At 69.8% G+C, this 24,682-nt stretch carries 28 protein-coding genes and 5 pseudogenes; 19 read left to right on the top strand and 14 right to left on the bottom strand.

Annotation, left to right across the window (positions count from 1 at the left end; translation table 11 throughout):
* Positions 1-40 precede the first annotated feature (40 nt).
* Complete coding sequence (locus ABZ562_RS29260) at positions 41-931, bottom strand: NADP-dependent oxidoreductase (RefSeq protein ID WP_361485236.1); 891 nt, start codon at positions 929-931, stop codon at positions 41-43.
* Between the two features lie 122 nt (positions 932-1,053).
* On the opposite strand from ABZ562_RS29260, the gene ABZ562_RS29255 reads away from it, so the two are divergent.
* Positions 1,054-1,455, top strand: a complete 402-nt coding sequence (locus ABZ562_RS29255) for a helix-turn-helix domain-containing protein (protein ID WP_361485234.1) — start codon at positions 1,054-1,056, stop codon at positions 1,453-1,455.
* Positions 1,456-1,475: 20 nt separating this feature from the next.
* Here the strand turns inward: ABZ562_RS29255 and ABZ562_RS29250 are convergent.
* From ABZ562_RS29250 to ABZ562_RS29235, 4 genes and pseudogenes are all read right to left on the bottom strand, one after another.
* Positions 1,476-1,706: pseudogene (locus tag ABZ562_RS29250) on the bottom strand (IS5/IS1182 family transposase); the annotation flags it as partial.
* A gap of 150 nt (positions 1,707-1,856) precedes the next feature.
* A complete protein-coding gene (locus ABZ562_RS29245) occupies positions 1,857-3,635 on the bottom strand; it encodes a peptidoglycan-binding protein (RefSeq protein WP_361485232.1) in 1,779 nt (592 codons plus the stop codon).
* A gap of 58 nt (positions 3,636-3,693) precedes the next feature.
* Positions 3,694-4,418: pseudogene (locus ABZ562_RS29240) on the bottom strand (IS5 family transposase); the annotation flags it as partial.
* 789 nt (positions 4,419-5,207) lie between these two features.
* Positions 5,208-6,014: an alpha/beta hydrolase gene (locus ABZ562_RS29235; protein WP_361485230.1), complete on the bottom strand. Its 807-nt coding sequence runs from the start codon at positions 6,012-6,014 to the stop codon at positions 5,208-5,210.
* Between the two features lie 160 nt (positions 6,015-6,174).
* Here ABZ562_RS29235 and ABZ562_RS29230 point away from each other — a divergent pair, with 160 nt between their 5' ends.
* Both ABZ562_RS29230 and ABZ562_RS29225 read left to right on the top strand, forming a co-directional pair.
* A complete protein-coding gene (locus ABZ562_RS29230) occupies positions 6,175-6,750 on the top strand; it encodes a PadR family transcriptional regulator (RefSeq protein WP_361485228.1) in 576 nt (191 codons plus the stop codon).
* Positions 6,751-6,752: 2 nt separating this feature from the next.
* Positions 6,753-7,736: an NADPH:quinone reductase gene (locus tag ABZ562_RS29225; protein WP_361485226.1), complete on the top strand. Its 984-nt coding sequence runs from the start codon at positions 6,753-6,755 to the stop codon at positions 7,734-7,736.
* A 188-nt stretch (positions 7,737-7,924) separates the two neighbouring features.
* On the opposite strand, the gene ABZ562_RS29220 is transcribed toward ABZ562_RS29225, so the two are convergent.
* Complete coding sequence (locus ABZ562_RS29220; protein WP_361485224.1) at positions 7,925-8,281, bottom strand: hypothetical protein; 357 nt, start codon at positions 8,279-8,281, stop codon at positions 7,925-7,927.
* A 260-nt stretch (positions 8,282-8,541) separates the two neighbouring features.
* Positions 8,542-9,378: a class I SAM-dependent methyltransferase gene (locus ABZ562_RS29215; protein ID WP_361485222.1), complete on the bottom strand. Its 837-nt coding sequence runs from the start codon at positions 9,376-9,378 to the stop codon at positions 8,542-8,544.
* A 126-nt stretch (positions 9,379-9,504) separates the two neighbouring features.
* Between ABZ562_RS29215 and ABZ562_RS29210 the strand changes: the two genes are divergently transcribed.
* From ABZ562_RS29210 to ABZ562_RS29200, 3 genes are all read left to right on the top strand, one after another.
* Positions 9,505-11,037 carry a serine/threonine-protein kinase gene (locus ABZ562_RS29210; protein ID WP_361485220.1) on the top strand — a complete coding sequence of 511 codons (1,533 nt, stop codon included), beginning with the start codon at positions 9,505-9,507 and terminating at the stop codon, positions 11,035-11,037.
* A 142-nt stretch (positions 11,038-11,179) separates the two neighbouring features.
* Positions 11,180-11,887, top strand: a complete 708-nt coding sequence (locus tag ABZ562_RS29205; protein WP_361485218.1) for a DUF4232 domain-containing protein — start codon at positions 11,180-11,182, stop codon at positions 11,885-11,887.
* A 133-nt stretch (positions 11,888-12,020) separates the two neighbouring features.
* The gene (locus tag ABZ562_RS29200; protein ID WP_361485216.1) at positions 12,021-12,317 is read left to right on the top strand and encodes a GYD domain-containing protein; all 297 of its coding nucleotides are present in this window, start codon (positions 12,021-12,023) and stop codon (positions 12,315-12,317) included.
* 50 nt (positions 12,318-12,367) lie between these two features.
* Here the strand turns inward: ABZ562_RS29200 and ABZ562_RS29195 are convergent, their stop codons facing one another.
* Positions 12,368-12,739 carry a hypothetical protein gene (locus ABZ562_RS29195; RefSeq protein ID WP_361485214.1) on the bottom strand — a complete coding sequence of 124 codons (372 nt, stop codon included), beginning with the start codon at positions 12,737-12,739 and terminating at the stop codon, positions 12,368-12,370.
* Between the two features lie 297 nt (positions 12,740-13,036).
* Here ABZ562_RS29195 and ABZ562_RS29190 point away from each other — a divergent pair, with 297 nt between their 5' ends.
* Both ABZ562_RS29190 and ABZ562_RS29185 read left to right on the top strand, forming a co-directional pair.
* Positions 13,037-13,381 carry a hypothetical protein gene (locus tag ABZ562_RS29190; RefSeq protein WP_361485212.1) on the top strand — a complete coding sequence of 115 codons (345 nt, stop codon included), beginning with the start codon at positions 13,037-13,039 and terminating at the stop codon, positions 13,379-13,381.
* Positions 13,382-13,434: 53 nt separating this feature from the next.
* Entirely contained in the window at positions 13,435-13,773 is a 339-nt protein-coding gene (locus tag ABZ562_RS29185) for a hypothetical protein (protein WP_361485210.1), read from the top strand.
* A 106-nt stretch (positions 13,774-13,879) separates the two neighbouring features.
* On the opposite strand, the gene ABZ562_RS29180 is transcribed toward ABZ562_RS29185, so the two are convergent.
* The 3 genes from ABZ562_RS29180 to ABZ562_RS29170 form a co-directional block, all read right to left on the bottom strand.
* Positions 13,880-14,578, bottom strand: coding sequence for a polysaccharide deacetylase family protein (locus tag ABZ562_RS29180; RefSeq protein WP_361485208.1), 699 nt, complete (start codon positions 14,576-14,578; stop codon positions 13,880-13,882).
* Complete coding sequence (locus ABZ562_RS29175) at positions 14,578-15,306, bottom strand: glycoside hydrolase family 11 protein (protein ID WP_361485206.1); 729 nt, start codon at positions 15,304-15,306, stop codon at positions 14,578-14,580. Before ABZ562_RS29175 ends, ABZ562_RS29180 begins: the two co-directional genes overlap by 1 nt.
* Positions 15,307-15,454: 148 nt before the next feature.
* On the bottom strand, positions 15,455-16,321 hold the full coding sequence (locus ABZ562_RS29170) for a helix-turn-helix transcriptional regulator (protein ID WP_361485204.1): 867 nt from the start codon (positions 16,319-16,321) through the stop codon (positions 15,455-15,457).
* Positions 16,322-16,453: 132 nt separating this feature from the next.
* On the opposite strand from ABZ562_RS29170, the gene ABZ562_RS29165 reads away from it, so the two are divergent.
* Genes ABZ562_RS29165 through ABZ562_RS29155 form a run of 3 tightly spaced genes read left to right on the top strand, consistent with a single transcriptional unit; the run spans position 16,454 to position 18,908 of the window.
* Positions 16,454-17,362 carry an SDR family NAD(P)-dependent oxidoreductase gene (locus ABZ562_RS29165; protein ID WP_361485202.1) on the top strand — a complete coding sequence of 303 codons (909 nt, stop codon included), beginning with the start codon at positions 16,454-16,456 and terminating at the stop codon, positions 17,360-17,362.
* Positions 17,363-17,397: 35 nt separating this feature from the next.
* Positions 17,398-18,141, top strand: coding sequence for an alpha/beta hydrolase (locus ABZ562_RS29160; RefSeq protein WP_361485201.1), 744 nt, complete (start codon positions 17,398-17,400; stop codon positions 18,139-18,141).
* Complete coding sequence (locus ABZ562_RS29155; RefSeq protein WP_361485199.1) at positions 18,135-18,908, top strand: MerR family transcriptional regulator; 774 nt, start codon at positions 18,135-18,137, stop codon at positions 18,906-18,908. The genes ABZ562_RS29160 and ABZ562_RS29155 overlap by 7 nt, the downstream gene beginning before the upstream one ends.
* 63 nt (positions 18,909-18,971) lie before the next feature.
* Here ABZ562_RS29155 and ABZ562_RS29150 read toward each other — a convergent pair.
* Positions 18,972-19,211, bottom strand: a pseudogene (locus ABZ562_RS29150) (maleylpyruvate isomerase N-terminal domain-containing protein); the annotation flags it as partial.
* 270 nt (positions 19,212-19,481) lie between these two features.
* On the opposite strand from ABZ562_RS29150, the gene ABZ562_RS29145 reads away from it, so the two are divergent.
* Positions 19,482-20,264, top strand: a complete 783-nt coding sequence (locus ABZ562_RS29145) for a DUF899 family protein (RefSeq protein WP_361485197.1) — start codon at positions 19,482-19,484, stop codon at positions 20,262-20,264.
* 231 nt (positions 20,265-20,495) lie between these two features.
* Here the strand turns inward: ABZ562_RS29145 and ABZ562_RS29140 are convergent, their stop codons facing one another.
* Positions 20,496-20,891 (bottom strand): GNAT family N-acetyltransferase, encoded by a 396-nt coding sequence (locus ABZ562_RS29140; protein WP_361485195.1) that lies wholly within the window; start codon positions 20,889-20,891, stop codon positions 20,496-20,498.
* 88 nt (positions 20,892-20,979) lie between these two features.
* On the opposite strand from ABZ562_RS29140, the gene ABZ562_RS29135 reads away from it, so the two are divergent.
* The gene (locus ABZ562_RS29135) at positions 20,980-21,159 is read left to right on the top strand and encodes a hypothetical protein (RefSeq protein WP_361485193.1); all 180 of its coding nucleotides are present in this window, start codon (positions 20,980-20,982) and stop codon (positions 21,157-21,159) included.
* 74 nt (positions 21,160-21,233) lie between these two features.
* Here ABZ562_RS29135 and ABZ562_RS29130 read toward each other — a convergent pair whose 3' ends face one another.
* Positions 21,234-21,569 carry a deoxyxylulose-5-phosphate synthase gene (locus ABZ562_RS29130; RefSeq protein WP_361485191.1) on the bottom strand — a complete coding sequence of 112 codons (336 nt, stop codon included), beginning with the start codon at positions 21,567-21,569 and terminating at the stop codon, positions 21,234-21,236.
* A gap of 160 nt (positions 21,570-21,729) precedes the next feature.
* Here ABZ562_RS29130 and ABZ562_RS29125 point away from each other — a divergent pair.
* From ABZ562_RS29125 to ABZ562_RS29100, 6 genes and pseudogenes are all read left to right on the top strand, one after another.
* A pseudogene (locus ABZ562_RS29125) lies at positions 21,730-22,152 on the top strand (IS481 family transposase); the annotation flags it as partial.
* 213 nt (positions 22,153-22,365) lie between these two features.
* Positions 22,366-22,506: pseudogene (locus tag ABZ562_RS29120) on the top strand (helix-turn-helix transcriptional regulator); the annotation flags it as partial.
* 132 nt (positions 22,507-22,638) lie between these two features.
* Positions 22,639-23,562, top strand: a complete 924-nt coding sequence (locus tag ABZ562_RS29115) for an XRE family transcriptional regulator (protein ID WP_361485364.1) — start codon at positions 22,639-22,641, stop codon at positions 23,560-23,562.
* 103 nt (positions 23,563-23,665) lie between these two features.
* Positions 23,666-24,082, top strand: a complete 417-nt coding sequence (locus ABZ562_RS29110) for a hypothetical protein (protein ID WP_361485189.1) — start codon at positions 23,666-23,668, stop codon at positions 24,080-24,082.
* On the top strand, positions 24,082-24,246 hold the full coding sequence (locus tag ABZ562_RS29105) for a hypothetical protein (RefSeq protein ID WP_361485187.1): 165 nt from the start codon (positions 24,082-24,084) through the stop codon (positions 24,244-24,246). The genes ABZ562_RS29110 and ABZ562_RS29105 overlap by 1 nt, the downstream gene beginning before the upstream one ends.
* Positions 24,243-24,682, top strand: a 440-nt coding sequence (locus ABZ562_RS29100) for a hypothetical protein (protein ID WP_361485185.1), incomplete at its 3' end; no start/stop codon positions are given. The genes ABZ562_RS29105 and ABZ562_RS29100, both read left to right, overlap by 4 nt.

Raw genomic sequence — 24,682 nt, 5'->3', positions numbered from 1 at the left:
TGACCTGACTGCCGCACGGGGGACGTTCCCGGCCACAGCACTAGGGCACCAGCACCAGCCGCCCCCGTACCCCGCCCTCGGCCAGGCGGGCGTGTGCCTTCGCGGCCTCCTCCAAGGGGTAGGTCTCGGCGACCCGGAGGGTCAGCACTCCCTCGTCCACCAGCGCGGCCAGCTCCGCGAGGCGGGCGCCGTCCGCGCTGACGGCGATGGAGGCGGTGCGCACCCCGCGCACCGACGCCGGTTCACCGCCGGGCCGTACGCCCACGTAGGAGCCGCCGTCCCGCACCCACTCCAGGGCCGTCTCCCCGAGTACCGCCGCGTCCAGCACCGCGTCGATGCTGCCCGCGCTGACGGCACCGGACGTGAAGTGAGCGGCGCCCAGGGACCGTACGAACTCCTCGTCGCCCTCCCGGGCCAGCGCGGTCACCGACACGCCCCGGTGCGCGGCGAGTTGGACCGCGAAGCCACCGACCGCGCCCGCGGCACCGGTGACCAGCAGGGACTGCCCCTCCTCCAGTTCCAGGAGATCCAGGGCCTGTACGGCGGTCAGGGCGTTCAGGGGCAGGGTCGCGGCGTGCACGGCGTCGACCGTGGTCGGTGCCGTCGCGACCGCGTCCGTGTCGACGACGACGTACTCCGCGTGCGTGCGCACCGGCCGCGCCACGCCGGGGTCGAGCGCCACCACCTCGTCGCCGACGCTCCACGCCGTGGCCACGCCCGTCGCGTCCACCGTGCCGGCGACGTCCCAGCCGAATCCGATCTGCTTGCCCGCGTCCCCGAGGAACCCCTCCCGGACCCCCGCGTCCGCCGGGTTCAGCGTGGCCGCCGCCACCTTGATCCGCACCTGCCGCGGCCCCGGCTCCGGCAGTCCGGTCTCCACGACCTCCACGGCCTCGGGTCCGCCGAAGGTCCTCACGACTGCAGCACGCATGTCCACTCGCCTCAATCCTGGGTATTTGTGTCGTTTTCCGGGTACGGCGACAACCCTAGGAAGAGGCACTATCCTTCAGGAAGTAGTTACCTGAGAGTGCCTATGTCCCCAGGAGGGAAGCCATGGCGACCAAGACCGCGGCCCAGCGGCGCGAACAGGCACGCGTCGAGTACGACGCCTTCATCAGGGGCTGCCCCACCAACGAGCTCCTCGGCCGCCTCAGCGACAAGTGGGTCAGCTTCGTCCTCGCCGCCCTCTCCCCGGGCCCCATGCGCTACAGCGACCTCAGCCGCAAGATCGCCGGCGTCAGCCCCAAGATGCTCACCCAGACCCTGCGCGCCCTGGAACGTGACGGCATCCTCTCCCGTACCGTCACCCCGGCTGTCCCGGTCCGTGTCGACTACGAGCTCACCCCGCTCGGCGCCAGCCTCGCCGTCCTGCTGGCCGCGGTGAAGGACTGGGCCGAGACCCACATCGAGGAGGTCCACGAGGCCCGCAGCCGCTACGACGCGCAGAACGCCTAGCCTAGGTCCTGTCTCTTTGATCAGCGCTGTACCCAGATGAGGATGGCGGCGAGGTGGCGCGCGGCCTGGTAGGCGATCGCCAGTTTGTTGCATCGTGTGGCCAGGTCGCACCACTGTTGGAGGCGGTTGATGCACCGCTCGACGGTGTTGTGTCGCTTGTAGGCATCCGCATCGAAGCCGGGCGGGCGCCCTCCTTGCCGGCCCCGCAGCAGACGATGGCCGATCCGGTCCGAAGGCTGCGGGATCACCGCTGGGGAGGGGTGATCAACTCGCGCAACTGGACGCCCCGGCCCCCTGACGTGCAGCCGCAACAGCCCATTGTCGATCTGGGGCCGCAGCAGTCCGGTTTTCCGAACCAAGGCAACGGCAGGCTCCGCGGCAGCGCTCAGCGCCCAGGAGTCTCACAGCTTACTTTCCTGTGTGAGCGCTTCCCAGGTTTGTGGCCCGACCAGGCCGTCTACGGTGATTTTGGTGCGCCGTTGGAATTCTTGGACTCGACCGTCTGTGATTGGTCCGAAGTTCCCGTCGACTGCGATCGGAGCCAAATCTGGAGCGCGCTCATTGAGGAGCTTCTGAAGCCGCATCACTGCTGGGCCCTGAGAACCCTGCTGCAAAGCTGGATCGTGAAACAGAGATCCCCAGGTTTGTGGCCCGACCAGGCCGTCTACGGTGATTTTGGTGCGCCGTTGGAATTCTTGGACTCGACCGTCCGTGATTGGTCCGAAGTCCCCGTCGACTGCGATCGGAGCCAAATCCGGAGTGCGCTCGTTGAGGAGCTGCTGAAGCCGCATCACCGCCACACCCCGAGAACCTTTCCTCAGCGTCGGTGTGCCTGCGTCACCGGGCCTGGGGGCGAGCTTCGTAATGGCCCCCCATGTTTGCGTTTCCACGACACCGTCATCGGTGATTCCGGCGTGCCGTTGGAATTCCCGAACCCGACTGTCCGTAATGGCTCCAAAATCTCCATCGACCGCGATCGGGTTTCCAGGAACGAGGTCGTTTAGGGATAGCTGAAGTTGCTTTACGAACGGACCCACGGCACCCTTCCTCAGGGTCACCGGGGAATGCCAGGCCACGTGTAGCTTGCCGTCATCGGCTTCGGTCACGGAGAGCTGGACGCCGGTCAGGCCCCCATCGCTCCATATCAGCAGCGGCGTCTCCTGACCGACACGCCACACTCCGGCACCACCCGGAGTGAGATACGGCGCGCCCAGATGCGTGGGCATCCCTCCCTGCACACGCCAGATCAGCACGCCGTCGTCCGGGAAGCTCGCGTCGTACTTCCGCCCGGGAAGAGCCGGCCCCCGGCGCTCGATCAGGAAGTACTCTCTCGCTTCGCGGGTGGGGTGCCATAGCAGCACGGCGCCGTCCGCCGTGGTGTCCACCTGCGTCTGGCCATGAACCGAAAGATCGAAGATGCGGGGTTCAGCCCACCCGAGCGCGAGCTTGTGCCATATGTCCAGGTGCACCGTACCCTGGTCGTCGCTCGTAAAAGAGTAAGCACCCATCAGGGTCAAGAGCATGTTGTTGGCGCCGGAGGGCAGAACTCCGGAATTATAGAGGTCGACTGTGCCCAGTGAGTGAGACATCTCATGGGCTATCTGATAGAAAGGCGTGGTCGGTCCGACGCCGGCGCAGTGCGTCGCGAGGGTCTCATCCCGTGGGTTCAAAGCAAACGTCACGGGTTTGTTGTCTCTATTTGCCGGCCATGCCCCGGGTATATTCTCGATTATCAGGACACACTGTTCGTCGGGGCCGACCTGGCCGTCCTTGTTGATGTCATCCCCGACGAGAACGTTGACTTTGTTCTCATCGTAAAAGAGGCGCAGTATGTCGGCGCATCGCTGCTCTGGGCCGGGATCGCTTGACGGGAAAGGACCGGGCTGCACATTGCCGAGTAGCCCAGGACCCAACACAAACCTGTTGTTGCTGTTCTCTAGGAAGTATTCAAACAAACTCGCCGGGTTGACCGGATCCCGAGTCGAGAAGGGTGGTGAAGTCGACCCACCAGTAGTAAGTTTGAAATAGTAGTCGGCGGGATTGGGGTGTGTGTTGCTTAGTGGCGGGAAGTTATTGTATTCCGCGAGGATGATTGACACATTGCGATTACCAATCGCAATGCGACCGTTCTGGTTTATAGACCCGTGTCCGAATGATTGAAGAGTCGGCGTGTCTACCATGCTCTCAATCTCTCATGAAGTCACCTTGGCGGCTACTCGACGAAATCGGAAAGGCGCGACCTTCGACGTAGGCGATCGCGAGCTTGTCGGTTCGTGTGGCCAGGCCGCGCCACTGTTTGAGGCGGTTGATGCACCGCTCGACGGTGTTGAGCTGCTTGTAGGCATCCGTATCGAAGCCGGGCGGGCGCCCTCCTTGCCGGCCCCGCCGCAGACGGTGGCGGATCCGGTCCGAAGGCTGCGGGATCACCGCGCGGATCTGGCGGCGTCGCAGATGGCCTCGGATCGCGCGGGATGAGTAGGTGCGGCCGGCCAGGACCATGGCGGGGCGGGTCCGGGGCCGGCCGGGGCCGGATCTGGGCACGCGGATGCGGGCCATGACCGTCTCGAATGCGGGAGCGTCACCGGCCTGGCCCGCGGTAACGGTGATGGCCAGGGGCCGTGCATGGCCGTCCGCAGCCAGGTGGATCTTGGTGCTCAGTCCGCCGCGGGAGCGCCCGAGTGCGTGGTCGGGCGGCTCGTCTCGGCCTTCAGCCTCCTTTTGCGGGCGCCGGCGGCGTGCTGGTGGGCGCGGACGACGGTGGAGTCGACCGACACGGTCCGGCCGATGTCGTCGACGGCATCCGCCGCCGCCAGGACGGCGGCCAGGATCTTCTCCCACGTGCCGTCGACGGCCCACTTGATCAGCCGTTTGTGAGCGGTCTTGAAGGAGCCGAGTTCGTCGGGCAAGTCCCGCCAGGGCGAGTTGGTGCGGTATTTCCATGCGATGGCCTCGAGCGTGCGGCGGGCGGCGAGCGTGCGTGCCAGGGCCCGCGAGCCCGGCATGATCCGGAAGACACCCCCTCGCGCTGCACCGGTGCCTGCGCGGCCTGCGCGGAGTGCATGACGATTGCCCGTCGCGCCGGACAAGGCTCGCGGGTGTCAGCGCCAGTCCGGGGCGGACAGAGCTTCTGGCGCTCCACCCGCCCCGGACCGCTGACGTCATGCCCGGGCCGCCGCCGGGGCCGACAGCAGCGAGGCGAACGGGGAGCGCTGGCCTTTCCGGACCGTGCGCAGCTTAGAACAGGTCGGGTGTCTCAGTGGCTCTGCTGTCTCAGCGATGTCGCGGTGAGGGAGATGGTTCGCTCTTGCAGCTGTCAGACCCCTTGTGTCTCAGGAGAGCGTGGCGAACGTTATCTGACCGCGACACTTTGTGGGCTCGAGCCGCGGCGGCTCGCTCGGCGAGTCCGCGGAGAACGGTGCGGGCCTTGCGGAGCTCGGCCATGCGGCGGCTGATCGCTTCGGGGCGCTGCTCGACGCGGGCCTGGGTGAGGGAGTCGAGTTGGGTGTCGACGGGCTGGCGAGCGGTGGAGGCCCGCGCGTCACGCGATGCGGAAGTAGCCGGCTGGCTCTCGCTCTGCGGGGATGGGGCTTTCGGGCTGCTTGATGCGGGGCTCCGGCATCTGCTCGTGAGGATGGGCAGGCCATGGCCCGCCCTCGATCGCCAGTTCTTCAGGCGGCGGGCCTGGGCGGCGCCCTCCCGGCTGTCCGGGGTGCGCCGCAGAGGCGGCTCATGTGCGGGGCTGTCGACTTCGGTCAGGCAGGCAGGCCGCCTGCGAAGGCGGTGATGGCGTCGGCGAGGGCGTGGGGGCCGGTGAGGAAGGCGTCGTGGGCTTCGCCGGGGATCTCGACGAGGCGGGCGTCGGGCAGGGTTTGGTGCATGCGGCGGGAGACGTCGGTCAGCCAGCGGGGGCTGAGTTCGCCGATCACGAGGAGCGTCGGGGTGTCGAGGGCGGCGAAGCGGGTGAGGTCGTCGCCGAAGTTGTCCATCGCGCGCATCTCGCGGGCCCATGTCGGGGTCATGGACGCGCGGATGGCCCAGAACGGGGTCTGGCGGAACTCCTCGATGGCCTGGTTGGGGAACTTCAGGAAGTTCCGCAGCCCGAGGGTGAGGGCCTGGTCGAGGTCGCCGGCTTGGACGGCCTCCTCGAAGGGGGCGAGGGCGTCGCCGCCGATGGGGCCGCCCAGCGGGATCGGGGGCTCGTAGAGGATGAACGCCGCCGGGGGCTGGTGCAGGGCGTGGGCGAGGGTGACCAGTCCGCCGTAGGAGTGGCCGAGCAGGATCGCGTCGGGTCCGGCGAGGTCGAGGACGGCGGCGATGTCGTCGGCCTCCCGCTGGAGGGTGTGCTCGCCGTTGTCGCCACTGGCGCCCCGGCCGCGGCGGTCGATGGCGTAGGTGGTGAAGCGCGGCGCCAGCAGGTCGGCGAGTATCTGCCAGTCCTGGGCGGCGTTGAGGGCGCCCGGGGAGACGACCAGGGGGCGGCCCCGGCCGGTGATCGTGACGGCGATCTTTGTGCCGTCGGTGGAGGTGACGCGGGCCTGGCGGGGAGCAGGGGCAGTCATGGTCTTCTTCCCTAAGAATGTTGGCGGTCCGGGAGGGGTGCGCCCGCGGGCGGCCGGTCCGCCCGGGCGGCCTTGCCGGCGGTACGGCAGGGCGCTGCCTCTCCATGCACCGTAACATCGAAACGATGTGTACATCGTTTCGATGTGAGATGCTGGGATCATGCTGGAACTCGCGATCCTCGGTTTCCTCGCCGAGGGCCCCCTGCCCGGTCACGAGCTGCGACGGCGCATCACGCATCTGACCGGCTACAGCCGTCCGGTCAGCGACGGCACCCTCTACCCGGCGATCAACCGGCTGACGAAGGCCGGGCTGATCGAGCGGCGCCCTGCTCCCGAGGCGGGCGGCGGCCGGTACGTGCTGAACCTGACCACGGCAGGACGTGAGGACATGCTGCGGCGGCTGCGGGAACCGGCCGGGCACGAGATCACCGACTTCTCCCGCTGGTTCACGATCCTGGCGTTCCTCTCGCTGCTGCCCGACAGCGCCGAGCAGCACGCCGTGCTGCGCCGCCGCCTGGACTTCCTGGAGGCCCCCGCCAGCTTCTTCTACGACGGCGACACGCCGCTGCGCGCCGAGCAGGTCAGCGACCCGTACCGGCGCGGCATGCTGCTCACCGCCCGTGCCATCAGCCGTGCCGAGCGCGCCTGGCTCCACGAGGTCCTGGACGGCGACGGCATCCGAGGGGCGGACGGGCAGCCCGGCCCCCAGACCCACACCCGTGATCGGAAGGAGTGAACATGCTCGCCTCCTGGTACGACCAGCAGGGCCCGGCCGCCGAGGTGCTCCAGCTCGGTGAGCTGCCCGACCCCACCCCCGGCCCCGGTGAGGTGCGTGTCCGTGTCACCGTCTCCGGCGCCAGCCCCGGTGACACCAAGAAGCGGCGTGGCTGGACCGGCTCGGCCATGCCCTACCCGCGGGTGATCCCGCACAGCGACGCCGCCGGCATCGTCGACTCCGTCGGCGACGGTGTCGACGCGCGCCGCGTCGGGCAGCGGGTGTGGGTGTACGGCGCCCAGTCCTACCGCCCCTTCGGTACCGCAGCCCAGTACACCGTCGTTCCCGGCGACCTCGCCGTCCGGTTGCCCGACCACCTGTCCGACGACCTCGGCGCGAGCCTGGGCATCCCCGGCATCACCGCGCATCGCACCGTCTTCGCCGACGGCCCTGTCGACGGCAAGTTCGTGCTGGTCAACGGCGTCCTCGGCGGGGTCGGCTCACTGGCCGCCCAGCTCGCCCGCTGGGGCGGGGCCACGGTCATCGGCACCGTCCGGCGCGGCACCGACCTGGACCGGGTCGATCCCGCGGTGGTCTCCCACGCCGTGGCCCTCGACTCCGCTGACCCGGCCGCCGCGATCCGCACCCACGCACCCGACGGCGTGGACCGGATCATCGAGGTCGCTCTGTCCGACAACGTCGACCTGGACAACGCCGTCGCCGCGAACGGCGCGGTCATCGCCGCGTACGCCACCCGCGACGACCGCACCGAGATCCCGTTCTGGACGCTGCTGTTCAACAACGTCACCCTGCGCCTGCTCGGCAGCGACGACTTCCCCGCCGAGGCCAAACGCCAGGCCGCCCGCGACCTCACCGCCGCGGCCGCCGTCGGCGCCCTCACCGTCGATGTCGGCGCCCGCTTCCCGCTCGCCGGCATCGCCAAGGCCCACGACCGCATCGACGCCGGCGGCCGCGGCCGCGTCCTGATCGACATCCCCCAGGGATGACGGGCAGGTCTGGTCCCTGATGCCGGATGCGCATCCTGCCGTTGTACGACGAGGACGCACAGCAGACCGACCGCGAAATCCCAATCGTCCTGCTCACTCCTGAGCGGCGAGAGTATGGATTACGGTCATCAGCTGAAAAGCAGGTCCAGGAACTGCGGGCCCCACCAGTCGACGGGGCCGCGCAAGCGCTACAGCAGGACTTGCCGGGTACCGCCCTGCGCGCCCATCCGGTCCGTGGCAAACGTCGCGGCGCGGCCTTCCCCGTTAAGGTTCTCGGCCTTGTCGGCCAGATCCGTGCTCGCGCAAGCGTCAGGGGTGAGCCTGTTGGCCTTGCGGATGATCCGTTCGAAGACCCGGGCGGGAACGATGCGGCTCGCTACGCTGACGCGTCGGGCGGTCGGGCCGGCGGCGTAGCGCGGTTTCGGCCTGGTGTCGGTCGCGGCTGCGACGATCACCTTCGCGACGACGGCAGGATCGTCGCCGTCGTTGTTGATCGCCACCGCCACCTGGTCGGCGATGCGCCGCTGTTCGGCGTAGACCTGCAACGGGCGGTCGGGGGCGACGATGTTCGTATCGAAGGGTGTTGGTGCCGGCGGGCTCCACGAGCAGCACCCGGACCCCGTACATCGGTCTGACCCCGGTCATCGACCCGAACAACAAGGCCCCGACCCGCTCGCGGCTGTCCCACGTTGACCAGAACTAGCTCTTCGAGCCGATCACCGTCCCGGTCTGTCAGCGATGGCTGCACATCATTCGGGCATCGCTCGCATCAGAAGTAGAAGCGACCGGACGTTGAACGACAAGCTCAGCCGAAGCGGGCGATCGCGGTCATCGTCGGGCGCAGATTCCGTACCGCGGGCAGCCGCCGCAGCACCGGCACCAGCGCCCCGTGGTACAGCCCCCGCCCGCGCGGCGGCGGCAGCTCCCGCACCTCACGGATGCGCGGATGGGCGCCGCGGACCTTCGCCAGCTCGCCCGCGTCCATGCCCCACGGCATGGGCGGCGGCCGGTACCCCCGCGCGGTGCGCAGCTCGCCGCGCATCGTGCGCGCGCTGAACCAGCGGGGCACCGCGTCGAAGACCAGCGCCCCGCCCGGGAACCCCTCCGCGCACCCGGCGATCAGGTCCCGTACCTCGGTGGGCCGCAGATACATCAGCAGCCCCTGCGCGGTGATCAGCACCCCGCGGGAGGGATCGACCTCCTCCCGCCACGACAGGTCGAGCGCCGACCGGGCGAGGGTGCGCCGCCGCTCGTCGTCCGGCAGCAGGGCGCGCCGCACCGCGGCGGTCTCCGGCAGCTCGACGCACAGCCAGCGGGCCCGTCCGTTGTCCACCCGCCAGTACTGGGTCTCCAGCCCCTCGGCGAGCGCGACGACGGTGCCGTCCGGGTGGGCGGCGAGGAAGTCCCGTACGGCGTCGTCGAAGGTCCGCACCCGCAGCGCGTGCCCCTGCGCGAGCAGCGGAACCGGTGGCCCGAAGATCTCCTCGAAGGGGTAGTCGATGCGGTCGACCAGCTCCACGGCCTTGGGGTCCGCCAGCACCGGCCGTGGCCGCCGCGCCTCGTACGCGCGCATGTGGAGGTTCCACAGCAGGGTCTCCGGGACCCCGCTCAGCTCGACGCGCCACCTGTTGTCGTCCGCCATGCGGTCCATTGAACTCTCGCACACGTGTCCGGTCGACCGCACGGATACGTCAACGGCCCCGCTATGCTCGCCGCATCGTTCCCCGCGCGTACGGCCGGGGTCGGGGGAAGAGGCAGGGGAGACCGAGTGAGATCCGCCGAGGACGGACGGCTGATCGCCGAACGCTATCTGCTCCTGGACCGGCTCGGCCAGGGCGGCATGGGTACCGTCTGGCGAGCCCGGGACCGGGTGCTGGAGCGCGAGGTCGCCGTCAAGGAGTTACACGTCCACAGCGACGGCGACGAGCACAACAGACGGCTGCGCCGGGCGGTGCGGGAGGCGCGCACCGTCGCCCGGGTGCACCACCCCCATGTGATCGGGGTGCACGATCTGGTCGAGTACGACGACCGGTTGTGGATCACGATGGAGCTGATCGACGGCCCCTCCCTCGACCGTCACCTCGCGGCCACCGGCCCGCTGTCCCCGCAGCGCACCGCCGCCATCGGCCTCCAGCTGCTGAGCGCCCTCGAAGCCGTGCACGCCGTCGGGGCGCTGCACCGCGACATCAAGCCCGCCAACGTGCTGCTGCGCCCGGACGGCAACGCCGTCCTCACCGACTTCGGCATCGCCGCCCTGGAAGGCGACGACTCGCTCACTACGGCCGGTGAACTCCTCGGCTCCATCGGCTACATGGCCCCCGAGCAGCTGACCGCCGACGAGGTCGGCCCGCCGTCCGACCTGTGGGCGCTGGGCGCGACCCTGTCCGCCGTCGCCTCCGGGGTGGCGCCGTTCCAGCGCACCACCCAGGCCGCCGCGCTGCACGCCGTCACCTTCGCGGAACCCAACATCCCGGACCGGGTCGGCCCGCTGCGGCCCGTCGTCGAGGCGCTGCTCCACAAGTCCCCGGACCAGCGGCCCTCCGTGGCCGAAGTGCGCGAGGCGCTGCGGAGCGTCGCGGACGGTTCCGCCCCCGGCCCGGCCGTCCCGGCGCCCACCGGCGACGCGGGCATCCGCGCCACGACGGTACGGGTGCCCCAGTCCCTGGCGGAGGCCGCGACGCAGACGAGCATCCGCGCCCTGGGCCCGGAGCCGACCGTCGTCGGCGCCGAGCCGACCGTCGTGGACCGCATACTCGCCGCGGCGCCCCCGCGCCGCAGGGCGAGGTGGTGGTGGCCGGTGGCGGTGGGGCTGGTGTCCGCCCTGGCCGCCGGGGCCTTCCTGGTGGTGAAGGACGCGCCCCCGTTCGGCCCCGGGAGCGACGCGTCGGCCGCCCCGGTCACCACGACGACGAAGCTGAGCGTCCAGTCGGCCGAGGGCTGGCAGCGCGCGACGCGGACCCCGCTCCGCAAGGGCGATGCGGTGACGGTGCGCTATTCCACCGGCACCTGGACGATGGACTCCCGCTCCCAACCGGAGGTCGGCCCCCTCGGTTACACGGCCGCCGTCGACGAATCCCTGCGGGGCGGCTGGGGCTGCAAGGTCGACTCCGGATCCCGGTTCGGCACCCTCCTTGGCCGCTTCTCCGGCAACCCCAAGAGCCTGCCGAGCCACCGCGTGGGCCGCGAGTGGAAATTCCGGGCCGCCCGCTCGGGCACCCTGGAGCTGCGGATCAACGACGCCGACACCTGCCTGGACGACAACAAGGGCGCCCTGGAAGTGAGCGTGCTGCTCACTCGCTGAGGGGCCCCCTTGGCGTCCCTTCCCTGGTCACCGTCGTGTTAGCCGGAAGTTAGCGGGGCGGCAGTGTTGCGGTAGTGGCCCCGGCGAGAGTTGTTGTCGTACCGAACGGACCACGACGCCGACCTCTCCGGGGGACCCGAAAATGCGCTCCAACACCACCGCCCGCACCGCCCGCCGTCGCACCCTCCGCGTCGCCGCCGCGGCCCTGACCGCGGCCGCTGCCCTGACCCTGACGGCCTGCAACGGCGCGGAGACCGGCGGCACGAAGTCCGCGGGCCGGGCCGACACGGCCCCAGCAGGGTCCGGCAGCTCCTCGGATTCCTCCGGCGGTGCGCAGGGTTCCGACGCCAAGGCCGAGGGAGGCTCGGAGTCGGGCGGCGGGCAGGGCGCCGCCGAAGGCAGCGGCAGGGCGCACGCGGGCGTCGAGCGGTGCCGCACCGAAAACCTGGAAGCCGCCTTCGCCACGGGCGAGGACGCGCTCCCGGACGCGGGCGCGGGCGGCGCGACGACCGCCACCATCGTCCTGATGAACAAGGGCACCAGCTCCTGCAAACTCAGCGGCTTCCCCGGCGTGGACCTGACCTCGATCAACGGCGGCGAGCGCTGGTCCCTGGCCCGCTCCTCGCAGAAGGGGAGCCCCGTGGAGGTGGAGGCCGGCCAGAGCACCGAGTTCACCCTCAACCTCGCCTTCACCAAGGAGGAAAAGGGCTTCTACCAGCCGGCCTGGGTCGAGGTCACCCCGCCCAACGAGACCGAGGCCCTCAAGATCGAGTGGCCCTGGGAGAACGACAGCCTCGTCGACCAGCGCGGCGCCACCCACCCCGGCACCTTCGTCAACCCCATCGGCTGACCAGCTCAGGTGGAGCGTCCTGCTGCTGATCGACCTGCCGGCCACCACCCGAATGGGTGCGCGCCTCGGGCGGGCGGCGCGCCTGACGTCGACGCTTGACCTTGCGATGTGCCCCTTCGTGGAGGTGAAGGTCATGCCGAAGTTCGTCGTGCTACTGAACTGGACCGAGCAGGGAGTCCGCGCCTACCGGGACACCCCGAAGCGCTACGACGCGTTCAAGGCGGCGCTGGACAAGCAAGGGGTGAAGCTCCTCGACTTCGTCTGGACCGTCGGCCCGTACGACGTCGTCTTCACCATCGAGGCACCCGACGACGAAACCGCCACCGCGGCATCCTTGCAGCTCAGCAGTTTGGGCAACGTCCGCACCACGACCCTGCGCGCCTTCGGCCGGGAGGAGATGGACGGCATCATCGCCAAGGCGGCGGCCTGACGAGGCGCGGCAGGCCCCCGCGGAGACGGGGGCCTGCCGACCGCTGCTGCCTACTTGCAGTAGATCGCGGGATTCGACTTGCGGACGGACGTCCCCGCTCCGGCCCGCTTGACGCTGGCGTAGCTCGAGTACTTACCGCAGGTGCCGACCTTGACGGTGACGCTCACGGACCCGGCCTGGGTGGTCGTGCACTTGTTGGCCACCTCGATGTCGGGGTAGTAGGGGTGGGCCACCAGGAGGGATACGCACAGTTTGGTGCCCGCGGGCTGCGGGCCGAGCATGGTCGCCTTGGCGGTGACCTTCCCGGATTTGTACGTGGGTGCCTTTGCGGTGAGCCAGTCGGCAGCGGATGCCGATTGAGTTCCCCCGAATACCGCGAGTGACGCGACGACGGCCACGCCGATGGTCTTGAACTTCACCATTGCTCCCCGTTTGAGCCTGATCGAAGTGATCGTGCTTGGCGGGAAAGCTAGCAGACGTCATGGGTGAAGTCAGGGTCCCGGCAAGGCAATTCCGCTTGGTCCTTGATGGTGGCGGTTGGGTGCCCAGGAGGGTACTGAAAGCGCAAAGGCATGACTTCGTCCGATATGGCGGGAGTCCGGCGTCCCCCTGGATTGGGTGGCGCAAACCCCTTGCGTCCGGCGAACAGGCGCGGGTAGAAAGTTCCGCGACCGCAAAGACAGGCTCAGCCTGTAAAAATGAAAAACGGGGGATTCTGAATGAGGAGCAAAGCCGGCTCCATCGCGGCCCTCGCCGCTGCCGTCATGGCCACAGGTGCCCTGCTCGCGCCCGCCGCCGCTGCCGCGGACGGCGACGTGAGCGTCAAGTACGTCTGCACCTCGAAGAATACGAGCACCACCGGGTACGCCAAGTGCGCCGACCTGGCGAAGCTCGACCGGTATCGAGCGAAGGTCACCTGCATCGACAGCCGGGGTGTGAAGGCCGTCTTCTACGGGCCGTGGAAGCCGGGAAAGAGCGGTGAGTGGTCCAAGCGCACGTGCCCCGGTACGCAGGGCGGTGCGGTGGGCGTCTACAAGGCGGGCTACCAGGTCGAACTCTTCTGAGCCACGACCGAACGCCCATCACCACCAGCTTTCGCACATCAGGGGACACCGGCATGAATCGAAAGAAGTCTTTCCTCACCATCGCCGGACTGGCCATGAGCGCCAGTCTCATCACGCCGAACGCCATGGCGAATGACGGCGGCGATGTCTCGACCCGCTCCGCCGACTGCAATGCGTGGGCGAGGGGCGGCACCACCGGCTATTCGTACTGCTCGGGCCTGGGCCACCTCGGCGCGCACCGGGTGAAAATCATCTGCGTGGACTCCCGCGGCGTGGAGGTCACCTTCTACGGCCCCTGGGTCTCGAACGGCAAGACCTCGAAGCGGAAGTGCCCCGGAACGCAGGGCGGCGCGGTGGGGATTCTCCGCGTCGGGTCGGATATCAGGGACTGACCGCCGAGCCCTGAAAGAACCCTGAAAGAGAGGGCGGCGTCACCGAATTCACCCGGTGACGCCGCTTTCGGCGTCCCGAAGGCCCGCCGTGCGCGTGATGTCGCTGTCAGGCCGGGGCCACGGCGCGGCCGGTCTGCGGCGAGATCATCCCGGCGCAGAGCCCGCGACTGGCCAGCCCCTGCGCGATCCGGGGGATCGCGGCGCGCGTGTTGGCGGGCCAATCGTGCATGAGGATGATCTGGCCGTTGGTGAGCCGGCCCGCGGCCTGCACGATCGCGTCCGTACTGGCGTTGTTCCAGTCCTGCGAGTCGACGTCCCAGATGATCTGGGTCAGGCCGTACTTGGCCGCGACCGACTTCACCGTCGCGTTGGTCTCCCCGTACGGCGGCCGGAACAGCTTCGGCGTGCCGCCGCCCGCGTTCGCGATGGCGGTTTGCGTCCGGGAGATCTCCGAGTCGATCTGCGCCTGACCGAGCTGGGTCAGATGCGGATGGGTGTAGCTGTGGTTGGCGACCCACATGCCCGCGGCGACCTGGGCCCGCACCTGGGACGGGTTGGCGGCGGCGTACTGACCCTCGTTGAACATCGTGGCCCGCAGCCCGTTCTGCTGGAGCACGCCGAGCAGGGCGGAGGTGCTGCCGGACGGACCGTCGTCGAAGGTGAGCCCGACGTACCCGGCGCAGGCCGCCGCCCCGGCCTGCGCCGGGGTGGCGGCGTGGACGCCGAGGGTGCCCGCGGCGGCGGTCGCGACGACGGCCAGCCTCACGACCAGGGAACGTGACGGGCGAGGCGTCCCGGTCCTCATCAGCCGCCGCCCACGGTGACGTTGGAGTTGCCGCTGCTCTGGTATCCCTCGGTCGCGAGGATCATGTAGTACTTGAAGTTGCCCAGCGGCATTCCGGCGCGGGCCCAGGCGTCGAAGTGGTTGCCGGTGGTGATCGTCCCGCCCGTCCGCTTCGACTGCCGCACGCTCCAGTACTGGTCGAAGGTGCGCGTGCCTTCGACGGACGGTGCGTTGTACCGCGTCGTCTTGTAGATGTCGTACGTCCCGCCGTCGCTGGTGACGGTGCCCTTGTACGTCCCCGTGGGCCGGTACGTGCCCCAGTTGTCGACGACGTAGTACTCCACCAGCGGGTTCGACGTCCACCCGTAGAGCGCCAGGTAGGCGTTGCCGGACGGGTTGAACGTGCCCGAGTACGTCACGCTCTTGCGGCCGCCGTTGCTCCAGCCCTTGCCCGCGACGAAGTTCCCGGTGTTGCGCCACGACGTGCTGTAGCTGCCACCGGAGGCCAGGTTCATGGAGACGGTGCCTTGCGAGTCCGTCCAGAACGAGTAGTAGTAGCCGTTGTTGGTGCCGGTCTGGTTCGTGGTGATGACCGTGTCGGCGTGCGCGGTGCCGGGCAGCGCCATCGCGGCCACGGTGACCAGCACCGTCGTACAGGCGCTGCTGACGAGCAGCCTGAACCGGCCGAGCGCGCGTAAGCGACCGCGCCTGCCGGTTGTCGGGTGTGCGTGAGCGGATGCGTGCTTCATGTGCGTGATTCCTCCTCGCCCTCATGAGGCCGGTGGGGAGACCATGCGGCGCTTGCCTCGCAGTTTTGAGCTGCCCACGTCAACAGTCAACAGTATTCCGGAAAGAATCACGAAAACTTCCGAAGGTTTACCGGTCGCCTCCTCGTCCTCAGGGAAGTGGGCTGGTCGTACGGCCACCCGTGACGCGCAGAAGGTCGAGCTTCGCCGCGTCGCCGCTCCCCGTCGCCGCCGTGTACGTCACCATGCGCAGGTCCGCGCCGGGGACGATGAGGACATCGCAGTCGAGCAGGATGTCGCCGACCTCCGGATGGCGGATCGTCTTCTGGTCGGTGGTGTGCTGGACGGCCGCGGTCTTCGTGGACCAGTGATGCGCGAAGGCGTCGGATACGGACCGCAGTTCGTTCACCAGACGATCGAGCTGGACGTCCCCGGGGTAGCGGGACACGGCGTCCTTGAGGTCGGCGACGATCGACACCTCGAAGGCGTCCTGCCCGCGCTCGGACTGGACGGGCAGCATCGCGGCGTGCGCGGCGCCGCGCGCGAACAGGGCGCGGGCGAGATTGCGTTCGGAGGGCGGGAGCACGGTGGGGTCGCCGTGCAGGGCGCACCACGTGGCGTTCCACCAGACCAGGGTCCAGTCGGCTGCGAACACCCCGATCGGTACGTCGCCCAGCCGCCCGGCGAGCCGTTGGATTCCGGCGGGCACATGGGTGCCGACCGTCCCGTCCTGCGGCGGCAGGAGCCCGGCGCTCCGGTACAGCTGGTCGCGCTCGGCGCGGGAGAGCTGGAGGGCGCGGGCGAGGGCGCCGACGACCTGGGCCGAGGGGTGCTTGGCGCGTCCCTGCTCCAGCCGCAGCACGTAGTCGACCGAGAGCCCGGCCAGCTGCGCCAACTCCTCACGGCGCAGCCCCGGCGCACGACGGTCTGCCGTCACGGCGAAACCCGCGTCGGCCGGGGAGAGCCGGTCGCGCCAGGCGCGCAGGAGTGTGGCGAAGTCGGAGCGCGAGGAACCCATGGGCTCATTCTCGCCACGCCGCGCAACATCAGCCTGGGTACTGCCGGTCCTAGTGACGGGCACGGCACTGGTCGACGGCGATGGTCGCGGCGAACGTGGGGACGGACAGGCGGAGCAACGAAAGGGCCTCCCGTGAAGCACACCATCGTGATGACCGGCGCGAGCCGCGGGATCGGCCGCGTCGCGGCGGAGCAGATCCTGCGCCGGTCGCCGGAAGCGCACCTCCTCGTCGTCAGCCGCGGCTCGTCCGCCGCACGGCTCGCCACGGGCGGGCGTACCGTCTCGTACGTCCCGGCGGACCTCGGCTCGCTACGGAGCGTCCGCTCGGCCGCCACCGAGATCCGCGCCCGGCTCGACGACGGCGAACTCCCGCCGCTGCGCGGCTTCGTGGGCAACGCGGGCGTGCAGTACACCAACGCGCTGACCGAGGGACCCGACGGGTTCGAGTCGACCTTCACGGTCAATGTCCTGGCAAACCACCTCTTCATCCGCCTGCTCCAGGACCGCATCCCCGCACCCGCCCGGATCGTGATCACCGTCAGCGACACCCACTTCGGCGACCTCAGGCACAACCTGGGCATGGTGCCCGGCCCGGACTGGAAGTCCCCGGACGTGCTGGCCCGTACCGGCGCCTTCCCCCGGCCGGACACCACCGCCGCCGGGCGCACCGCGTACTCGACGAGCAAGCTGGCCGCGATCTACCTCGTGCACGAGCACGCGCGCCGCCTCCCGGCCGGGATCGACGTCGTGGCCTACAACCCCGGATTCGTCCCCGGCACCGGCCTCGCCCGCAACGCGGACCCCGTCTCCCGCTTCGCGATGCGCCGCGTCCTGCCCGCGATGACCCTCACCCCGTTCGCCACCACCCGCGGCACCGCGGGCCGCCACCTCGCCGACGTCGTCCTCGGTACGACCCGGGCGCCGACCGGGTCGTACGTCGACCGCGGCCGTGAGGCCCGGTCGTCGGAGGAGTCGTACGACCCGCGGCGCGAAGGCGAACTCTGGGACGCCGCCGAACGGTTCACGGCGCCCCCGCCTTGACCCTGCCGCAGGGGCAACCCCGCAGCCTGACCGGCATGATGACGAAGGCGATCCACCACGACGGCGTCACGATCCCGGTCACCCGCGGCGGCCGGGGACGCCCGCTGGTCCTGTGCCCCGGACTGATCTCGACCCAGGCCGACCTGCACGAGCTGGCCGCGCTCCTCCGGCGCGACTACGACGTGGTCACCTTCGACCTCAGGGGCCACGGCCCCGCCTCGGCCTCCGACCGGTACTCGTTCGACGCGTTCCTGAGCGACCTCGTCGCCGTACTGACGGCGCTCGACCTGCCCACGGCGCCCCTGCTCGTCGGCTACTCGCTGGGCGCGGACCTGGCCGTGCACTACGCCTGCGAGCGCCCCGACGCCGTCGCCGGGCTCGTCCTCATCGACGGTGCGAACCCACTGCCCGAACCGTTCATCACCGATGCCGACCTGGCGGAATTCCGCTCACTGGCGGACGACCTCGCGCAACGGGTGGTGCTCACCGCCCACGACATCCACAACCTGAACCTGGAAATCGACGTGGTGCGGTCCGCGCTCCTCGACCGCTACCGGAAGATCGACCACCCCATCAGCCTGATCATGTCGGCCAACATCGCCGGCGACCGCACCGAGGGCCGTGCGCCACGCCACAACCAGCTCTGGCGCGCGGGCGTCGAACGTCTCGTACGCGCACGACCGCACACCTCCACGACCTGGCTCGACGCCGACCACCGCCTGGTCTTCACCCACGCCCCGCACATCGCGGAGATCATCCGTAACCTGCCGGGATGCTGACCATCGGCGAGCTGGCCTCGTACGCCGGAGTGACGGTGCGCGCGGTGCGGTACTACCACGCCAAGGGCCTGCTCCCGGAACCGGAACGGGACCACTCCGGCTACCGCAGGTACGACGCGGGCGCCGTGGTCGAGCTGATCAAGATCCGTACCCTCGCCGGGGCGGGGGTCCCGCTGGCGCGCGTACGCGAACTCCTCCAGGCCGGCGAAGCGGACTTCGCCGCAGCGGTCACGGACATCGACGAACGGCTGCGCGCGGAGATCCAGGAGCGCCAGCACCACCGCGACCAGCTCGCCCGCCTGGCCGCCGGGGACCACCTGGCACTGCCCCGGGAGGTGGTCGCCTACCTCGACCACCTCCGTGCTCTCGGCGTCGACGAGCGGATCGTCCAGGCCGAACGCGACGGCTGGATCCCCCTGGCCGCGCGCTCACCCGAACGCGTCCCGGAGTGGATGACCCGCAAGCGGGCGCAGATCGCCGACCCGCTGTTCATCGGCTTCTACCGCACCCTGAGCCAGGCCCTCGACCACACCGCCGACGATCCACGCCTGACCGGCCTGGCCGACGACCTGGCCGCCTACCTCACGCGACTGGCCGACGAGCGGGGCGAACACTACGTCGACGACGCCGACCTCGAACCCCCGCTCGTGGCGCTGATGGACACCCTGGCGTACGACACCGTGCCCCCGGCCCGCCGGCTGATCGAGCTGCTGAGGGAACGGGGCTGGACGGGCTGGACCAAGCTCAAGCGCGTCCGGGGCCGGTAGCGTTCCTCTCCTCCGGGGCCCTGCCCATCCGGCGCGGCAACCGGTCCTGGCGAGCCGCGTCGCGGCGGAGAGGAGCCACGGGCGGCGCGAAGACCGATGGGTCGTCTCGGCCGCGGTGGGAGTCTCGGGCAGCCCGGCGTAGATCGCCACCAGGTCGGGGCGCAGGCGGTCGTCCATGCCGAAGGCGCGTGCGAGATTCCGCAGTCCCGTGTAGCCGAGGTTGCCCCGGGTCATGTGATGGACCAGGTCGCGTACGTTCCACTCCGTGCAGGGCGTCGGCCAGGCCCACTGCTCGGCCCGCACGGTCCGCAACCGCCGCTCGAACTCGGCGCCGGCCAGCAGATACCGCTCGACGAGCGCTTCGGAAGAATCGTTCACGTCCAACAGGCCGGCCCCCTGCCCCGCCCTGTCCGGCGGCTGTCGGACGCCGCGCTACGACGGGGAAGGGCCGCTCGCTCGGGCAGCGCGACGCGCCCCGCCGCGATGAGTTCCGGCCGGGCCGCGAGTCTCTTCTGGTGACCGCCGTAGAACGTCGTACGACGCTGCCCGGCACGAGACACCACGGAGGACACCATGACGACCGCACCGGACGACCCGACCACCCCACTGCCCGGCCGCCCGCCCGTGGTCGACCTGGCCACCTGGCAGATCGCCCGCGACGAGCTGCTGGCCCGCGAGAAGGCCCACACCCGCGAGGGCGACGCCATCGCCGCGGCCCGCCGCCGGCTGCCGATGGTGGAGTTCGACGGGACGGTCGAGGTCGTCGGACCCGACGGCCCGGTCCCGTTCCTGAACCTGTTCCAGGGCCGCGACGAGCTCGTGGTCTACAAGCACATGTGGTACGACGACGCGCCGCACCAGGGGCAGTGCGAGGGCTGCACCACCACGGCCTGGCACCTGAAGGACGCCGCCTACCTGGACGCCCGCGGCGTCTCGTTCGCCATCCTGACCACGGGCCGGTGGGACGAAGTGGCCCCCTACGTCGCGTTCATGGGCTACACCCAGCCCTGGTACTCGGCGCGCGACGTGGACGCGCCGGTCGGCGGCGCCATGGGTCACCTCACCTGCTTCCTGCGCGACGGCAACCGCGCGTTCCTCACCTACTCCACGACGGGCCGTGGCAACGAGCGGGTCAACGGGTCCTTGGGCCTGCTCGACATGACGCCCTCCGGCCGCGGCGAGGCGTGGGAGGACACCCCCGAGGGCCGGCCCGAGGGACGCGGCCCGTGCTGGTCCTGGCGCTCGGACGCGAACGGGAACGCCACCTGGGGCCCGACCAGCCGCCCCGTGCCACAGTGGACCCGCCCCGGCGCGACCCCCGTGGAGACCCTCGGCCGCCACGGCCACCACCACTGACGCCCCTTCGCCGACGCGTCGGCCAAGGCGCGCGGGCGCGGAGGGTGACTGTGGCAGACCGGCCCCGGAACGACTCCCGAAGTCGCTCCGCAATGACTCCCTCGGCTCTGGTCCAACTGCGTGCTGCCGCCACACCAGGTGACGGCCGAGACTTGGGTCAGGGATCCTGCAAGGGGTCGTTGATACCGCTTCTGGTGCTGTGTGCCCTGGCTCAAAGCTTGGTCCGCGGTGTTACAGAGCGATCAGACCGGCTGTCGTCTCCTTGAAGCCGCAGGCATCGAAATAGAAGGAACGCAGGTGCTCCTCGAAGTCGACGTGGAGCCATCCGCACCTCGCCGCACGGGCTTCGCGGGCCGCGGTTGCGACCAGCGCGGCGCCGACGCCGCTCGCCCGACGATCTTGTGCGACCACCGTGTCCAGGATGAAGGCGTGATTCCCTCCGTCCCAGACAACGTTGACGAAGCCGATCAGAGAACCGTCTTCCCATGCGCAGACCCAGCCGAGACTGTGGTGCTCAAGTCGTTCCCGCCAGTCAGTCTGAGTGGGCGGGTGGCCGAAGCCGTCAGCGTGGAGCGCGTTGAGGGCGGCGTTGTCGAAGCCGCCCCGCCACTCGTACTTGACCGTCACTTCTCGATCGTAATATCCGTGCCAAGTCCAGCGATCGGATTATGGAGCGAGGAGGACTCCCTTGCGAAGGAGTTCGAATCCAGCGCCGATGCTGGGCCACGATTCCGCGACGCTGATCCTGGACACCTACGGGCACTTCCTCCCGGACCGGCTGGACGGGGCCTCGAAGAAGATGCGCAAGCGCCGCTCCAAGCAACTGGTCAAGGCGGAGAGGCATGCCCGCAAGGCTGCCGAGGCCGTGGCCGTCCTGGAGGATCCCGCGGCGTGATGTGTGCCTCATACGTGCTGTGTATGACAGCAGGGCTTCGGCGGCGCGGCGGAACGCCCCCTGCTTTCGGGCTGCTAGGGCAGGTCGCGGCGGACCAAGGCCTGAGCGAATGGTTCTCCGGTGGCCCGGGCGTGGGCCATCCGCTCGCGCACCTCGCTGAGGGTGCGTGGGCGGTAGCCGGGGCCGCCGCAGCAGCTCTTGTGGAAGCGCACACCGGCGTGCAGCAGCACGGAGAGGGTGCGCCAGGCGGCGGTGTCCCGCCTCTTGGGTGCCGCGAAGGCGGAGCCGACGTGGATCAGTGGTTCGGCGCAGCGTGGACAGACCCGGTCGTGGTCGTGGTAGCCGGGGTAGGGCTGCTTGTACGAGGCCCGGCAGGGCAGGCACACGTACGAGGTCTTTCCATGGGCCATGCGGGAAGGGTAGAGCCGCCCCAGGGTCGGGCTCGACAGGTTTCCGGCATGCTGCGGAGGCACTTCAGCAAGGGTGGGCCGGCGACGCCGACCGTACTTGCTTCTCTGCGCGGCCGCGGAGTTCTGCGTCGATGGCGTCAGCAGCATCCCCGGCGGCCGCGGTGACCGGTGCAATATCGGCTGGGCGTTCGCAGGACAGCGGGTCACCCTGCGGCTGGACGGCACGGTGATGCAGGTCCTGGACGAGCAGCGCGTCTTGCTGGCCGCGCTGCCCTGCCCCCTGTCGGCCACGGCCTGCGGCCGCTTGCGCGGAGCACGCCCAGCGGGCCCACCCCCGGCCATTCCGCCGCCCGCCCCGCAGATCGCCGAGCGGACCGTCACCAGCAACGGCGGCTTCACCCTCGCAGGCCAGCGCGTCCAGATCGGCCGATCCTGGGCCCGTCAGGTCGTCACCGCCCACCTCGACGAGACCGTCATCCGGGTCTTCCACGGCAACGACCTGATCACCACCGTCCCCCGCACCACTGCCAAGGAGGTGGTCGTCCGCAAATCCGGAGAGTACAACCGACGGAAGATTGTCTAGGACAGACGTCAAGCATCACCCGACGCCAAACCGTCAACCATCACCCGAGACCCGACAGCTCGCGCTTGGCGCTGTGCGCCCCTCGGCCACGGGAGGGGTTTCGTCGGTGTCAAGGAAGCGCGCTGGCTCCTACGGGAACGGGGCTGTTCAGCCGTCCCCGCCGGGTAGGCCGCGGGTACCGTTCTGGGTGTCTAGGCCAGAACGGAGTTCAGCATGCCGCAGAGCATTGAGGAACACACCGGCGCACGGATCGCCCGCACTCGTCGCGAGCGTGGTCTGACTCAGCAAGGTCTGGCGATGCGTGCCAATGTCTCGAAGTCCCTGCTGTCCAAGGTGGAGTGCGGTCAGAGGCCCGCCTCGCCATCACTGATCGCTGCCTGCGCTCGCGCGCTCAGCGTCACTACCTCGGATCTTCTCGGTCAGCCCTACACCCAGGAACTCCGGCGGGAGCGGCTTGATGAGGTGATACAGCCCATCCGGGTCAGCATGGAGAACTGGGACATCCCCCTCGACTGGCAGGTGTCGGCCCGTCCCGTCGCGCTGATCCGGGCCGATATGGAGAAGGTCCTGGTCCAGCGGCGGCAGGCCGAGTATCTGCCGATGGCCGTCGACCTTCCGGCACTCATCGACGAGTGTGTGCAGGCCATCCACACCACCAGCGGTGAGGAGCAGCGGCAGGGGCACGAGTGTCTGGCGTGGGCGTTTCGGTGTGTGTTCACGCTGGCGTGGTCCTTCGGGTACGTGGACCTGGCCACGATCGCCCTGCAACGGCTGGCGTGGGCGGCGCCGCGGGCCGACGAGCCGGGGCTGGCCGCCATGTACGGCTATCTGCGCGCCCAGACCACGCTCTCATCCAGCCGGTACGACTTGGGGATGCGGGTGGTGGACGGCACGTTGCGGGATATGGCCGGGCAGGACTCCCGGAACGCGACGGGGCTGGCCGCGATGACCGGTGTGCTTCAGCTGCGAGCGGCGGTGATCGCCGGGCGGATGGGGGACGCCGACGCAGTGGACGCTCGGGTGTCCGAGGCCCGCGCGCTCGCGGAGCGGACCGGGGAGACCCCGGCCTACGGGGTGGGGTGGGGACCGACGAACGTGGGCGTCCACGCTGTCGCGATCGCCTGCGATCTGGACGAGTACGGACAGGCTGTCCAGCTGGCGCAAGACGTTCGGTTCCCCAAGGGGTGGGATCGGGCGCGGGCCGGACATCACTGGTTGGACCTGGGCAGGGCCAACGTATGGACGGAGGATTCGGAGGAGGCGCTGCGCTGTCTCCAGCGGGCTCGCCGTACGGCCCCTCAGCAGACGCGCTATCACCCCACCGTGCGGGAAGCCGTGGTGACGCTACGGTCGCGCGATCGGTCGCGCAGCAGTGAGCTTGCCGAGTTCGCGCAATGGATCGGCCTGTAGCACGTGCCGTTGCTGTCGAGTTGCACTCTTCTGTGCAACTCGGTGCGGGGCCAGATCGACACGATGTAACGGTCAGTGATCCGCACGTTGCATGGAGTCGACCATGACCACCAGAGCCGAACAGTGGACACCGCCGAACGGGCCCGAGCCCGAAGCCTTACCGACAGGCCAATGGTGGGACGCCGTCCGGGCTGCGGAGGATGTCGGCGAACGCGCCCTCGATGTCCTCGGCGATCAGTCCGGCGCCGTCATCAAAGACCGCTGCAACACCCTCTACTGGCTCATCGCACCCGGCGCGGCTACGTCCTGGAACCTGTGGGGAGTCACCGTCCTCACCGAAACCGAAGGCGTCACCACCTACCTCGGCGTGCCCCCGGCCAATCGGCTGACCCGGCCCGGTTCGTACTGGCGCATCCCGTTCACCCGAGGCCGGTACCTCACCGACCCGCACCTGCTGTACAAGGCACTGGTCAGCGTCCTGCTCGCCGAGCCCGGCGACGGCCAGGAGAGCGACCGGTGATGCCTCAGGTCTGCGCCCGCTGCCAGGCAACCACCAGCCAGCCCGTCGTGGTCGCCGTCGAGCACGGCGCCAGCGTCGGAGGCCGCACCCTCTACGCCTGCCCCCGCTGCGCGCCCACCTTCCCCAAGCAGTGCGACCCCTTCCCTATCAGGCGGCAGCGATGACGGCCCGCCAGCAGCTTGCCGCGGCCGTGGATGACCTCGACCCGGCCACGCTCAGCCACGAACAACTCCAGGGCTGGAACTGCGTACTCTGCGGCACCCACCTCACCGTCGACCAGCCCATGGGCACCGTCACCGTGGATCACGAGATGACTCGGATGACGTGCGAGGTGTGGGCGTGCGACCCCGCCTGCGGCGTACGCCCTGCCCCGTCCGAGTCGACGCCCTGGGGCCGGTTCCTCGACCACGCCGTGGGTTGTACCGACTGCCGGGCGGGTCAGCGATGTGCCGCCGGGGACGGGTTGCACCACGCGGTGCGGGAGGCCGTCGCCGCCGCGACCCCGCGACTAGGGGGTGTCGTGTGGATCATGCCGGGCTCCCGACGCCCGGCACGGCACCTCGCGGCCCCGCGCTCGTCGCACGCAGCGCCGCTGCGCTC

It is taken from the genome of Streptomyces sp. NPDC019937, assembly GCF_040631655.1.
Lineage (GTDB): Bacteria > Actinomycetota > Actinomycetes > Streptomycetales > Streptomycetaceae > Streptomyces.
The sequence above is the reverse complement of the archived record's forward strand: the minus strand, read 5'-3'. Positions and strand labels throughout refer to the sequence as shown.

Coding starts and splice junctions, on each gene's coding strand:
- ABZ562_RS29215 (WP_361485222.1), bottom strand. CDS start 9,378: ATGGCGGACGACAACAGGTGGCGCGTCGAGCTGAGCGGGGTCCCGGAG.
- ABZ562_RS29225 (WP_361485226.1), top strand. CDS start 6,753: ATGCTCGCCTCCTGGTACGACCAGCAGGGCCCGGCCGCCGAGGTGCTC.
- ABZ562_RS29230 (WP_361485228.1), top strand. CDS start 6,175: ATGCTGGAACTCGCGATCCTCGGTTTCCTCGCCGAGGGCCCCCTGCCC.
- ABZ562_RS29110 (WP_361485189.1), top strand. CDS start 23,666: ATGACCACCAGAGCCGAACAGTGGACACCGCCGAACGGGCCCGAGCCC.
- ABZ562_RS29185 (WP_361485210.1), top strand. CDS start 13,435: ATGAATCGAAAGAAGTCTTTCCTCACCATCGCCGGACTGGCCATGAGC.
- ABZ562_RS29255 (WP_361485234.1), top strand. CDS start 1,054: ATGGCGACCAAGACCGCGGCCCAGCGGCGCGAACAGGCACGCGTCGAG.
- ABZ562_RS29245 (WP_361485232.1), bottom strand. CDS start 3,635: ATGGTAGACACGCCGACTCTTCAATCATTCGGACACGGGTCTATAAAC.
- ABZ562_RS29190 (WP_361485212.1), top strand. CDS start 13,037: ATGAGGAGCAAAGCCGGCTCCATCGCGGCCCTCGCCGCTGCCGTCATG.
- ABZ562_RS29130 (WP_361485191.1), bottom strand. CDS start 21,569: ATGGCCCATGGAAAGACCTCGTACGTGTGCCTGCCCTGCCGGGCCTCG.
- ABZ562_RS29115 (WP_361485364.1), top strand. CDS start 22,639: ATGGAGAACTGGGACATCCCCCTCGACTGGCAGGTGTCGGCCCGTCCC.
- ABZ562_RS29175 (WP_361485206.1), bottom strand. CDS start 15,306: ATGAAGCACGCATCCGCTCACGCACACCCGACAACCGGCAGGCGCGGT.
- ABZ562_RS29135 (WP_361485193.1), top strand. CDS start 20,980: ATGCTGGGCCACGATTCCGCGACGCTGATCCTGGACACCTACGGGCAC.
- ABZ562_RS29260 (WP_361485236.1), bottom strand. CDS start 931: ATGCGTGCTGCAGTCGTGAGGACCTTCGGCGGACCCGAGGCCGTGGAG.
- ABZ562_RS29235 (WP_361485230.1), bottom strand. CDS start 6,014: ATGACTGCCCCTGCTCCCCGCCAGGCCCGCGTCACCTCCACCGACGGC.
- ABZ562_RS29105 (WP_361485187.1), top strand. CDS start 24,082: ATGCCTCAGGTCTGCGCCCGCTGCCAGGCAACCACCAGCCAGCCCGTC.
- ABZ562_RS29205 (WP_361485218.1), top strand. CDS start 11,180: ATGCGCTCCAACACCACCGCCCGCACCGCCCGCCGTCGCACCCTCCGC.
- ABZ562_RS29155 (WP_361485199.1), top strand. CDS start 18,135: ATGCTGACCATCGGCGAGCTGGCCTCGTACGCCGGAGTGACGGTGCGC.
- ABZ562_RS29180 (WP_361485208.1), bottom strand. CDS start 14,578: ATGAGGACCGGGACGCCTCGCCCGTCACGTTCCCTGGTCGTGAGGCTG.
- ABZ562_RS29195 (WP_361485214.1), bottom strand. CDS start 12,739: ATGGTGAAGTTCAAGACCATCGGCGTGGCCGTCGTCGCGTCACTCGCG.
- ABZ562_RS29145 (WP_361485197.1), top strand. CDS start 19,482: ATGACGACCGCACCGGACGACCCGACCACCCCACTGCCCGGCCGCCCG.
- ABZ562_RS29200 (WP_361485216.1), top strand. CDS start 12,021: ATGCCGAAGTTCGTCGTGCTACTGAACTGGACCGAGCAGGGAGTCCGC.
- ABZ562_RS29160 (WP_361485201.1), top strand. CDS start 17,398: ATGATGACGAAGGCGATCCACCACGACGGCGTCACGATCCCGGTCACC.
- ABZ562_RS29170 (WP_361485204.1), bottom strand. CDS start 16,321: ATGGGTTCCTCGCGCTCCGACTTCGCCACACTCCTGCGCGCCTGGCGC.